The 10,893-nt window shown below is 67.6% G+C and carries 10 protein-coding genes; 5 read left to right on the forward strand and 5 right to left on the reverse strand.

What is annotated here, in order from left to right; translation table 11 throughout:
- Positions 1-35 precede the first annotated feature (35 nt).
- A complete protein-coding gene (locus tag J2X21_RS22570) occupies positions 36-1,688 on the forward strand; it encodes a peptide chain release factor 3 (protein WP_310332371.1) in 1,653 nt (550 codons plus the stop codon).
- Between the two features lie 33 nt (positions 1,689-1,721).
- Here J2X21_RS22570 and J2X21_RS22575 read toward each other — a convergent pair whose 3' ends face one another.
- Positions 1,722-2,276 carry a DUF3617 domain-containing protein gene (locus tag J2X21_RS22575; RefSeq protein ID WP_310332372.1) on the reverse strand — a complete coding sequence of 185 codons (555 nt, stop codon included), beginning with the start codon at positions 2,274-2,276 and terminating at the stop codon, positions 1,722-1,724.
- A gap of 94 nt (positions 2,277-2,370) precedes the next feature.
- Here J2X21_RS22575 and J2X21_RS22580 point away from each other — a divergent pair, with 94 nt between their 5' ends.
- The 4 genes from J2X21_RS22580 to J2X21_RS22595 all read left to right on the forward strand — a co-directional run bounded on the left by J2X21_RS22580 (position 2,371) and on the right by J2X21_RS22595 (position 7,957).
- Positions 2,371-3,105, forward strand: a complete 735-nt coding sequence (locus tag J2X21_RS22580) for a TFIIB-type zinc ribbon-containing protein (protein ID WP_310332373.1) — start codon at positions 2,371-2,373, stop codon at positions 3,103-3,105.
- Positions 3,098-4,282: a tetratricopeptide repeat protein gene (locus J2X21_RS22585; RefSeq protein WP_310332374.1), complete on the forward strand. Its 1,185-nt coding sequence runs from the start codon at positions 3,098-3,100 to the stop codon at positions 4,280-4,282. The genes J2X21_RS22580 and J2X21_RS22585 overlap by 8 nt, the downstream gene beginning before the upstream one ends.
- Before the next feature lie 77 nt (positions 4,283-4,359).
- On the forward strand, positions 4,360-5,448 hold the full coding sequence (locus J2X21_RS22590; RefSeq protein ID WP_310332375.1) for a PQQ-dependent sugar dehydrogenase: 1,089 nt from the start codon (positions 4,360-4,362) through the stop codon (positions 5,446-5,448).
- A 238-nt stretch (positions 5,449-5,686) separates the two neighbouring features.
- Entirely contained in the window at positions 5,687-7,957 is a 2,271-nt protein-coding gene (locus J2X21_RS22595; protein ID WP_310332376.1) for a TonB-dependent receptor plug domain-containing protein, read from the forward strand.
- Here J2X21_RS22595 and J2X21_RS22600 read toward each other — a convergent pair.
- From J2X21_RS22600 to J2X21_RS22615, 4 genes are all read right to left on the reverse strand, one after another.
- Positions 7,929-8,375, reverse strand: coding sequence for a hypothetical protein (locus J2X21_RS22600; RefSeq protein WP_310332377.1), 447 nt, complete (start codon positions 8,373-8,375; stop codon positions 7,929-7,931). The genes J2X21_RS22595 and J2X21_RS22600 overlap by 29 nt on opposite strands.
- Before the next feature lie 177 nt (positions 8,376-8,552).
- Positions 8,553-9,107, reverse strand: coding sequence for a hypothetical protein (locus J2X21_RS22605; protein WP_310332378.1), 555 nt, complete (start codon positions 9,105-9,107; stop codon positions 8,553-8,555).
- A 94-nt stretch (positions 9,108-9,201) separates the two neighbouring features.
- Complete coding sequence (locus tag J2X21_RS22610; RefSeq protein ID WP_310332379.1) at positions 9,202-9,633, reverse strand: hypothetical protein; 432 nt, start codon at positions 9,631-9,633, stop codon at positions 9,202-9,204.
- 171 nt (positions 9,634-9,804) lie between these two features.
- Positions 9,805-10,758, reverse strand: coding sequence for a hypothetical protein (locus J2X21_RS22615; protein WP_310332380.1), 954 nt, complete (start codon positions 10,756-10,758; stop codon positions 9,805-9,807).
- Positions 10,759-10,893: the final 135 nt, after the last annotated feature.

Genomic DNA, 10,893 nt, shown 5'->3' on the forward strand with positions numbered 1-10,893 from the left:
CGGATAATCCCGGGTCAGTCCGACCCCAGAACTCCATGTCCGAATCCACCGCCAGCCGCATCGAGACGGAAGTCCGCCGCCGCCGCACCTTCGCCATCATCAGCCACCCCGACGCCGGCAAGACCACGCTGACGGAGAAGCTGCTGCTGTTCTCCGGCGCCATCCAGATCGCCGGCTCCGTGAAGGCGCGCAAGGCGACAAGGCATGCGACGTCGGACTGGATGGAGATCGAAAAGCAGCGCGGCATCTCGGTGGCGTCGTCCGTCATGCAGATGGAGTACCGCGACTGCGTCATCAACCTGCTGGATACGCCGGGCCACCAGGACTTCTCCGAAGACACCTACCGCGTGCTGACCGCCGTGGACGCAGCGCTGATGGTCATCGACGCCGCCAACGGCGTGGAGCCGCAGACGCGCCGCCTGCTGCAGGTCTGCCGCGCCCGCAACACGCCCATCCTGACCTTCGTCAACAAGATGGACCGCGAGGTGAAAGACCCGCTGGCGCTGATGGACGAGATCGAGCAGGAGCTGGGCATGACGGTCGTGCCCTTCACCTGGCCGGTGGGCATGGGCAAGCAGTTCCACGGCGTGATGGACCTGCGCCAGGAACGCATGCGTGTGTTCGCCCCCGGTGAGGACCGCGCGGCCGGCACCGAGGAGGTGCTGGAAGGCCTGAGCAATCCGGCCTATGCCGAGCGCTTCGGCATGCAGTACGACAACGCCTCCGGTGAGATCGAGCTGGTGCGCGAGGCCGCGCCCGAGTTCGCGCTGGACGACTTCCTGACCGGCAAGCAGACGCCGATGTTCTTCGGCTCGGCCGTCAACAACTTCGGCGTGCAGGAGGTGCTGGACGCGCTGGTGGAGCTGGCTCCCGCGCCGGACTCGCGCCAGGCCATGCAGCGCACCGTGAAGCCGGAGGAGCCCAAGTTCACCGGCGTCGTGTTCAAGATCCAGGCCAACATGGACCCGGCCCACCGCGACCGCATCGCGTTCGTGCGCGTGGCGTCCGGCCACTTCGAGCGCGGCATGCGGCTCAAGGTCGTGCGCTCAGGCAAGGAACTGCGCCCCAACACGGTGGTGAGCTTCCTGTCGCAGCGCCGCGAACTGCTGGACGAGGCCTTTGCCGGCGACATCATCGGCATCCCCAACCACGGCGTGCTGCAACTGGGCGACACCATCACCGAAGGCGAGGCGCTGCAGTACACCGGCCTGCCCTTCTTCGCGCCGGAAATGTTCCGCTCGGTGGAAGTGGCCGACCCGCTGCGCACCAAGCAGCTGCGCGAGGGCCTGCGCCAGCTGGGCGAGGAAGGTGCGATCCAGGTGTTCCGCCCCGAGGCCGGCAGCGTGCTGCTGCTGGGCGCCGTGGGCCAGCTGCAGTTCGAGGTCGTCGCGCACCGGCTGGAGCACGAGTACGGCTGCAAGGCCCGTGTGATGCCGGCGCGCTACAACGTCGCGCGCTGGGTCACCTGCGAAGACGCCGAAGGCCAGCCCGGCAGCGGCGAGAAGGAGCTGCGCCGCTTCATCGACCACAACGCGCACCGCGTGGCCTGGGACGCCGTCAACGCGCCCACCGTGCTGCTGGAGTACGCCGGCGAGTTGCGTGCGATGCAGGAGAACTGGCCGCGCATCCAGTTCCACGCGCTGCGCGAGCACGCGGGCCTGGTCTTTCAGCAGCGGCTGGAAGGTTGAGCGGCGGCGCGTGCGCGCCGCTCCATCAGCGCCTCAGCAGGACCCACCCAGCCAGCGCCCGGTTGACAGCATGCGCTGGTCCATGTCGCCGCCCAGCGCCTCGCCGGTGTCGCCATTGATCGCGTTGCCGCGGCCGTTGAGCTCCAGCTTGTACTGCGTAGGACCGTAGCTGGCCGTGAAGCGGCCCTTCAAGCGCCCGCCACCGTCGGTACGGCAGGCGTAGCTGCCGGCTGAGGAGCTGCTGTCCAGTTGGTCGGCCTTCACCTCGCAGCGCCAGTGATCACCGGCGTTGTTCAGCACCGATTCCAGGTAGCGCGACAGATCGATGCGCGCCTGCTGCGGCGCCAGGCAACTGCGCTTGTTGTCGCCCTGCTCGGCGTCGAACTCGCGCTTCTGCGCATCGTTCAGCTTGGCGCGGATGCGCTCACGCGCGCCCTTCAGCGCCGCCGTGACTGACTGGCCGTTGATCCAGGCCTCGCTTTCATGGGCCCACAGCCCGGGCTTGAGTTCGAGCACCGGCGCGGCGGCGGCGGGCAGTGCCAGCGCCGCGAGCAGAGCGACGGCAATCGGGGAGGAAAAACGATGCATGCGGGTGTGAGGGAGTCGGAAAGACGCGCATTCCAGCAGCCTGCCGCCCAAACCGACATCCCTCGATTGGCAGTCAGCCCACTACCATCCACCCATGCCCACGCCCGCCTCCCGCTCCTGCCCCTCCTGCGGCGACCGCATGGAGATCCATGCGCTGCCGGCGCAGTACGGCGGCGAGGTCGAGATCGACTTCTGCTTCGGCTGCCACGGGCTCTGGTTCGACGAGATGGAGAACCTGAAGCTCGCGCCGCAGGCCATCGCGACGATGTTCAAGGAGATGCACCGCCACCACGATGCACCCCGCACGCCGCTGGCCGCGCGGCTGCGCTGCGCCGAGTGCCGCGGCGGGTTGGTGCAGGGCTTCGATCTCGTGAAGAGCGGGCGCTACATCACGCATCGCTGCCCCAGCCGGCACGGCCGCTTCAGCAGCTTCTCGTCCTTCATGATCGAGAAGGGCTTCGTGCGTCAACTCACCAAGCCCGAGATCGCCGACATCGCGAAGAAGGTCGGCAGCATCCACTGCAGCGCCTGTGGCGCGCCGGTGGACCTGCGCAAGGAAGACGCCTGCTCGCACTGCCGCACCGCGCTGTCGCTGCTGGACCCGCAGGCCGTCGAGAAGGCGCTGCAGACCTATGCCCATGCGCCCGCGCGGCCCTCCTGGGGCAGCCCCAGCGATGTGGCCGACGCCGTCGTCGCGATGGAGAAGGAGCGCTCGCGGGCGCAGCGTGAGGACCCGCGCCTGGCGTTCACCTCGCCAAACGCCGGCGTGCTGGGCGTGGACCTGCTCAGCGTGGGCCTGGTGCTGTTCAGCAGTCTTTGGGATGACTAGCGCCAACGACGAGTTCCAGCGCGGCCTGGCCCTGCACCAGCAGGGCCGCCTGGACGAGGCCGAGAAGCGCTACCGGCGCATCCTGCGCACGGCACCCACGCATTTCGACGCCCTGCACCTGCTGGGCGTCATTGCCGGCCAGACCAACCGCTTCGACGAAGCCCACCAGCTGCTGACCCGCGCGCTCGCGCAGCGCCCCGACAGCGCCCCCGCGCTGACCAACATGGGCAATGTGCTGGGCAACCTGGGCCGGCACCTGGAGGCCATCCAGACCTTCGAGCGCGCGCTGGCCCTGAGGCCCGACGACGCCAAGGCCTTGCGCAACCGCGGCACCAGCCTGCGCGCGCTGGAGCGCCCCGAGGAGGCGCTCGCCAGCTTCGATGCGGCCCTTGCGCTGAAGCCCGACTACCCCGAGGCTCTGATCGGCCGCGCCGAGGCCTTGCTGACGCTGCACCGCCGAGGCGATGCGATCCAGGCCTTCCGCCAGGCACTGCCGCTGGGCATGGACGTGGAGCAGATCCGCTACGCGCTGGCGGCGCTGGGCGACGAGCCGGCGCCGCCCACCGCGCCGCCGCGCTACGTGGAGGAGCTGTTCGACAGCTACTCGCAGAACTTCGACCAGCACCTGGTCGGCAAGCTGGCCTACCGCACGCCGGAGCTGTTGCTGGCCGAGCTGCAGCGCGCGCAGCCCCAGGCCGGCAGCGACATCATCGACCTGGGCTGCGGCACCGGCCTGTGCGGCCCGCTGCTGCGCCCGCTGGCGCGCCGGCTGATTGGCGTGGACCTGTCCAGCCAGATGCTGGCCCGCGCGCAGGCGCTGGGCCTGTACGACGAGCTGCTGCACGCCGACCTCACCGCCGCGCTGGCCGGGCCGCCCGCGCGCTTCGACATCGCCGTCGCAGCCGACGTGTTCGTCTACATCGGCGACCTGGATGCCGTGTTCGCCGCCACCGCCGCCGCGCTGCGGCCGGGCGGGCTGTTCGCGTTCTCGGTGGAGGCCGCTGACGGCGTGGACTTCGAGCTGAACTCGCGGCGCCGCTACGCGCATTCGCTGGCCTATCTGCAGCGCCTCGCCGCGGCGCACGGCTTCAGCGTGGAGAGCGCCACGCAAAGCGTCATCCGCAAGGAAGGCGACGAGCCAGTGAACGGCCTGCTGATCGTCATGCGCCTGGCCTGAAGAAAAGGCCTGCGCGCACGCCGCTGCGCGTGGGCTGCGATGATGCGCGCCCCGTTCATGCCGCCACGAGCCGTTCTATGAGCAAGCGCCTCCTTCCCCTCGCCCTGCTGGGCTTCAGCATCGCCCACGCCGCCCCGTCCCTGGAAACGGTCGTCGAAGGCCTCAAGACCCCGTGGGCCGTGGCCTTCCTGCCGGACGGCCAGCTGCTCGTCACCGAGCGCGACGGCACGATGCGCACCGCCAAGCCGGGCGCCAAGCCGAGCGCGCCCATCCAGGGCGTGCCGGCCGTCGATGCGGTGGGCCAGGGCGGCCTGCTGGACGTCATCACCGACAGCGACTTCGCGCGCAACCGCACGATCTACTTCTGCTACGCCGAGCCCGCCGCCGACAAGACCAACACCACGGTGCTGGCCAGCGCCAAGCTCAGCGCCGACAACCGCCGGCTGACCGACGCGAAGGTCATCTTCAGCCAGAAGCCGCGCATGGAGAGCAAGCTGCACTTCGGCTGCCGCATCGTCGAGGCGCCGGACGGCAAGCTGTTCCTGAGCCTGGGCGAGCGCTACAAGGGCATGGCCCAGGCGCAGACGCTGGACAACCACTTCGGCAAGATCGTGCGCGTGGGCAAGGACGGCAGCGTGCCGGCCGACAACCCGTTCGTCGCCACCGCCGGCGCGCTGCCCGAGATCTGGAGCCTGGGCCATCGCAACTCGCAGGGCCTGACGCTGGACGCCAAGGGCCAGCTGTGGGAGCACGAGCACGGCCCGCAGGGTGGCGACGAGCTGAACCTCATCCGCCCGAAGCTGAACTACGGCTGGCCCGTCATCACCTACGGCGAGAACTACGGCGGCGGCAAGATCGGCGACGGCATCGCGGCCAAGGCCGGCATGGAGCAGCCCAACGTGAAGTGGGTGCCGTCCATCGCGCCCGCCGGCCTGGTGAATCTGAAGAGCGCCAAGTACGGCGCCGCCTGGCAAGGCAGCTTCTTCATCGGCTCGCTGAAGTTCGGCCATCTGGAGCGCGTCAAGCTGGGGGCCGACAACCGCGTCGTGGAGCAGGAGAAGCTGTTCCCCGACACCGGCCGCATGCGCGATGTGCGCGAAGGCCCGGACGGCCTGTTGTACCTGGTGCTGGAAGGCGACGGCAAGATCCTGCGCGTCAAGCCCTGACCCTGAGCACCGCGTTGGCCGCTGGGCCGGCGCGGCGCCGATGCCAAGTTCGGTGGTGGGCATAACCGTAGGCCATGCCGCACGGCGGGCGTGCAGGCGGCCCCCATCGAACAGGCCGTCATGCTTCGCTGAAACCAGCGCCGCAACGAGGCGCCGGCTCTTACAGTTCGCGCTCCCCTTGACCCGCGAGACGCTGCGGCCCGCCTTGCCCGCCCCGGCAAGCCGTGCCCGAGCCGGCATGAAGTTCCACCGCCCCCTCCTTGCCCTGGCCTTGCTGCTGGGCGCCCTGAACAGCCCGGCGCAGACGCCACAGGCTCCCCAGCCCGCGGCATCGGTGCCCGCCGCTGCGGCGGCTGCAGCCTCAGCGCCTGCCAAGCCGGCTGAGGCCACGCCGCCCAACGCGCTGGACCGCGTGCAGATCACCGCCGCCGCCGAGACCGACGACGGCCTGCGCCGGCGCCAGTCCATCGCGATGTCCATCTACGGCCGCGAGGAGCTGGACCGGCAGGGCGACATCGACGTGACCGACGTGCTCAAGCGCCTGCCGGGTGTTTCGATGGACGGCGGCGCGCCGCGGCTGCGCGGCCTGGGCGGCGGCTACACGCAGATCCTCATCAACGGCGAGCCGGCGCCGCCGGGCTTCTCGCTGGACACGCTGGCACCGGGCGACGTGGAGCGCATCGAGGTCGTCGCCGGCGCCACCGCCGAGTATCCCGGCGTGGCGGGCACCATCAACGTCGTGCTGCGCGAACCGCCGCGCACGCTGCAGCGCGAATGGCGCAGCAACCTGAACTACCGCGCGCTGCAGCCCGGTGGCAGCACCGCCTTCCAGTGGGGCGACCGCATCGGCGCGCTGTCTTTCGTCGTGCCCATGAACGTGACGCGCTCGGCTTGGGCCACGGCGTACGAGCAGGTGCGCCTGTCGCGCACGCCGGCCGGCGAGGTGCAATCGCAGGCCATTGACGGCCGCGACCAGGGCCGCAGCAGCAGCGCCCAGATCGCGCCGCGGCTGCAGTGGAAGTTCACCGACTGGGACACGCTCAACCTCAGCGCGTTCTGGCAGCACACGCAGGGGCGCAACGCCAGCGACAGGCGCATCGTGGCGCTGCTGGGCACGCCGTGGCAGACGGCCCGCGACGAATCGCAATCTGAGAACGCCGGCAACGTTCTCCGCGCCGCGGCCAACTGGATCCACAAGCAGGAAGACGGCGGCAAGATCGAGTTGCGCGGCACCTGGCAGGACACCACGCGCGACAGCAGCCTGCACTACGACAGCTACCGCGCCGACGGCCGGCTGCTGGTGACGCGCGAGACGCAGACCGACTTCGGCGAGGAGCGCGTGGCGCTGGGCGGCCGCTGGACCCAGCCCGTGGCCGAGGATCACACGATCGTCACCGGCTGGGACATGGAGACGCGCGAACGCGACGAGCTGCGCCGCGTCTGGGACGCCGGCATCGAGCGCATCGACAGCGCCACCGGCGTGCCCTTTGCCGCGCGCATTGGTCGCGTGGCCGTCTTCATCCAGGACGACTGGGCGCTCAGCCCGCAATGGGGTCTGCAGCCGGGCCTGCGCCTGGAGCAGGTGCGCACGCGCGGCGACAACGGCACCAACGCCATCGACAACCAGAACCGCGTCGTCGCGCCGACGCTGCACATCAACTACAAGTTCGACCCCAAGGGCCGCGACCAGATCCGCGCCAGCGTCACGCGCAGCTTCAAGCTGCCGGACCTGTCGGCGCTGGTCAGCCGCTACGTGCTGAACGGCAACTACGAACGCACCGAGACCAACACGCCCATCGCCGCCGACTCGGCCGGCAACCCGCAGCTGCAGCCCGAGCTGAGCACCGGCTTCGACCTGCGCTTCGAGCACTACCCGGCCAGCGGCGGCGTGCTCAGCATCGGCATGTTCTACCGCCAGATCGACGACCTGATCCGCCGCGGCATCCGGCTGGAGACGGGCATGGCGCCGGACATCACCAACATGCCGCGCTGGGTCTCACGGCCCATGAACATCGGCCAGGCCACGACGCGCGGGCTGGAGTTCGAGATCAAGGGCCGCGGCGAGGAATGGCTGCCGGCGCTGTTCGACAAGGACAGCGGCGTCAACCTGCGCGCGGCGTTCAACCTCTACCGCTCGCAGGTCGAACAGGTGGACGGCCCCGACAACCGGCTGGAGGCACAGCCGCCGTGGCTGTCCAATATGGGCTTCGACTGGCGCATCCGCGACAGCGGCTGGACCGTGGGCGCCAGCCTGATCCTGCAGCCCGGCTACGCCACCAACCAGACCGACCGCCAGGTCGCGCAACGCAGCGCGCAACGCACGCTCGACGCCTTCGCCGCCTGGAAGGTCGACCGCTTCTCGCAGCTGCGCGTGGGCCTGACCAACCTGCTGGCGCCCGACAGCGTGGTGGCCAGCGCGGTCGAAGACGTGGACGGCTTCTCGGCCGGCAGCAGCACAAGGCGGAATACGCTCAGGGCGATCAATGCGAGTTGGGTGGTGAGGTTTTGAGGAAGTGCGACAAGCGCGATGAGGCATTCGCGGCGCTCGGCTTGAGCGACTGGTCTTGGCGCTCGCTTGGGTAAAGCTCCCCGTCGTCGCCTTGCACCCTAGCGCGCAACGCCTTGGCAATTTCAATCAGCTTCACCACCGCTCGTTCCGAGGGATTCTTCGTCACTAGCTCGCCGCGCTTCGGGTCAAACCAGATCGGAAACGACTCACCAGGTATGGAAACCACGAAATCAAGCTCTGTATTGTTTGAATCTCGGGCCACCTGAGAGTCCCGCTTCACGTACTCGCGCCACTCCACGATGGATATCGTGGGGCCATCGGCATCGGCCCAATGCGCCTTGCGTGTGATGTGCAAGTCATAGCCCGCATGTACAAGCTCGCAGAAAAGCATGAGCGCGGCGAAGAAGGCGATGCGCATTTGGAGCGTTCTAACTATTGATCTGCTCGCAACTTTGCATCACCACGACCTACCGCCAATGCCTACCGCGCTGATGCTCAGGGCTGCAGCGACAGCAGCGTAGGTTGGGGTGAGCTGGCGAACCCCAACGTTCAGCGGATCAATCGATGTTGGGGTTGTCACCCCAACCTACCGAGCTCAGGGCTGCAGCGCCAGCAACCCCATCGCGGTCAGATTGATCAGCGCGTGCGGCACGGCCGCAACGGCATAGGCCCGCCACCACGACGCCGGCCGCCAGGCCAGGTAGCTGCAGCTGAAGATGTAGAAGCTCCAGAAGGTGCCGAAGAACCAGATCAGCCCGGAGGCCCCGTGCAAGCAGCCCCACAGCACGCTGGACGCGGCGGCCACGAACAGGGGCCGGTGCGACAGGCGGGACAGCAGCCACAACCCACCGCCCAGCACCAGCGTCTCAACCAGCGGTGCGAAGACCACGGCACTGAAGACCTGCCCCATCGTCAGCCGGCGCGGCGGAGGCTCGAACGTCGACGAGTCGATGCCCAGCCACTGAAGCAGGCCGTACACCAGGCTCACCAGCGCCAGGCTGGGCAGCAGCGCGACGGGCCAGGCCAGCAGGCAATGCCGGGTCAGCGACCCCGCACGCTGCGCGGACACCAACGCACGCAGCGGCGCAAACCAGCGCTGTTGCGCCCCGGCTTCGGCCAGGATGGGCGGCGAGGACTCCAGGGCAGGCATGGTCGGCGTTCTCTCGGTTCAGGTGATTCGAGTCGCGGCAACTATGCAGGCCCGGCCATCCGAACTGCGGCGCCGGCCGACGTGAAGATGCACATCACTCGGCCGAGACTCGCCGCACGAACAACGGGATGGGCTGCCCTGTGACCAACGCGATGACCACGTAGTTCGGCGCCCCGGCGGTGTTGCCCTTGGCGCTGTAGCGGCAGAACGCCTGGGCGACGTTGCGGATGCAGGCGAACTCGGCCCGCTCGCGCCATGCAGTTGGCACATGGGCCTGCACCTCCGCATCGGTCGAAGGGCGGTACTCGCAGCCTGCGTCGCAGCTGATATCGGTCCAGGGCGAGCCGGGCTGCTTGCCCCCCATCAGCCACTTGCCGTCCTTCAGCGACAGGCGGTAGTACATCTGCGTCAGTTTTTGCTGCCTATCCAGCACGACGAAGGTGCCGCCATCGACGGCTGTCAGCTCGACGGCCGAGGCAGTGAACGAGGCAGCGAGCAAGGCGGCAAGCACAGTGATTGGCTTCATGCGAAGACTCCAGGTCAAGAAGCGGCGGACTGTGCGGCCATGCCATCGCCATCGGGTCTGAAATGCATGCGAGGCGCATATCGCTGAACCAACGGCTGCAGCGGATGCCCCTCCTTCAACGCTCCAGGCATGGATTTATTGGTTCATTGCGTTTAACCCAACGAACCACGCTTACTGGGCATTCGGTGCAAGTAGCGACTGGATTGCGCTTGCAGGGAGTGCGTGAATAGCAGCCTTGACGTTGGTGGCCAACGTTCTTGCGAGCAATGCGGAGGTTTTCTCGTGCGTGCTGGGGCTCGGCCCTTCTGCCATGTCTTTCTTCCAGCTTGAGTAGATGGCCGGCAGCATCTGCCGCGTGCTGACACCACCTGTCGCTAGTGGCTTATTTCCACCGGAGGCATTGACCGCAACCTGGATACTGCAGAAGGCGGCACTCAGGTTCTGAATGCCAAGTAGACCTATCTTTGTCAGCATGGCGACACCGTCAAACTGCTCTTGTGGCACCGAAGCTTTTGCGACAACGATCCGGCCCGCCGTGAGATTTGGGGTATCCAAGACTTCCGTCGCGTACCCACGAGCCGCTAGTGCTTCGACTACGGCGTCTCTAATGACGCGAGCCATCGGCGCTCCGCCAATCAAAACATCGAGGCGTTCTCGATTGAACGACGCGAAGCCCTGATCTATGTATGCAATGGTTTCGCCCAGTTGGTTCTCAATGACCACTCGCAACCCAGCAGTGGGCGCTACTGCAACGGTCTGGGTGCAAGTGAATACAGCATTCGACGACGGCGCCATGCGTACATTGCTGTACGTGGTGAGCGGAATGAAGGCCCCGCCTGCGGGCATCAAGAATTTCGTTCCGCCCTCTAGATATTCGTACTCGGTCTCTTTAGGTTGAGAGATCGGCTTCGAATCTGCGCAAATTGCTCTCGCTCGCGCTTCGAGTGCGTTGGAGAGCGCTTGCGGGCTCTGGCCCGGGCGTCCTCGAGCAACAAGACGAAAGCCTTCGATATCGGTATGCGCCTCGTATCGAACGCCTTCGTGCGACTCTGGCAGGCTACTTGCACCGGCATTCGCTCCAAAGAGAGAAAGGAGAAGCATCAAAGGCCAAGCGCGTTTGTTCATGGGCGGTACAGAGGTTGTGGAGTTGCGCGTGGAAGACGTGGGTAAGGTGCCGCGGCAACGTGAATCCACTGAGATGAAATGCCCCGGCGATCATCAAATTGATGCAATAACCGGCAAAGTGAGCGGGGCGACTGT

The sequence above is a fragment of the Roseateles asaccharophilus genome, assembly GCF_031458115.1.
Lineage (GTDB): Bacteria > Pseudomonadota > Gammaproteobacteria > Burkholderiales > Burkholderiaceae_C > Pelomonas > Pelomonas asaccharophilus_A.

Bases quoted from the DNA above. Each gene is read 5' to 3' on its own strand.
- J2X21_RS22570 (WP_310332371.1), top strand. From the start codon at position 36: ATGTCCGAATCCACCGCCAGCCGCATCGAGACGGAAGTCCGCCGCCGC.
- J2X21_RS22575 (WP_310332372.1), bottom strand. From the start codon at position 2,276: ATGCATCGTTTTTCCTCCCCGATTGCCGTCGCTCTGCTCGCGGCGCTG.
- J2X21_RS22580 (WP_310332373.1), top strand. From the start codon at position 2,371: ATGCCCACGCCCGCCTCCCGCTCCTGCCCCTCCTGCGGCGACCGCATG.
- J2X21_RS22585 (WP_310332374.1), top strand. From the start codon at position 3,098: ATGACTAGCGCCAACGACGAGTTCCAGCGCGGCCTGGCCCTGCACCAG.
- J2X21_RS22590 (WP_310332375.1), top strand. From the start codon at position 4,360: ATGAGCAAGCGCCTCCTTCCCCTCGCCCTGCTGGGCTTCAGCATCGCC.
- J2X21_RS22595 (WP_310332376.1), top strand. From the start codon at position 5,687: ATGAAGTTCCACCGCCCCCTCCTTGCCCTGGCCTTGCTGCTGGGCGCC.
- J2X21_RS22600 (WP_310332377.1), bottom strand. From the start codon at position 8,375: ATGCGCATCGCCTTCTTCGCCGCGCTCATGCTTTTCTGCGAGCTTGTA.
- J2X21_RS22605 (WP_310332378.1), bottom strand. From the start codon at position 9,107: ATGCCTGCCCTGGAGTCCTCGCCGCCCATCCTGGCCGAAGCCGGGGCG.
- J2X21_RS22610 (WP_310332379.1), bottom strand. From the start codon at position 9,633: ATGAAGCCAATCACTGTGCTTGCCGCCTTGCTCGCTGCCTCGTTCACT.
- J2X21_RS22615 (WP_310332380.1), bottom strand. From the start codon at position 10,758: ATGAACAAACGCGCTTGGCCTTTGATGCTTCTCCTTTCTCTCTTTGGA.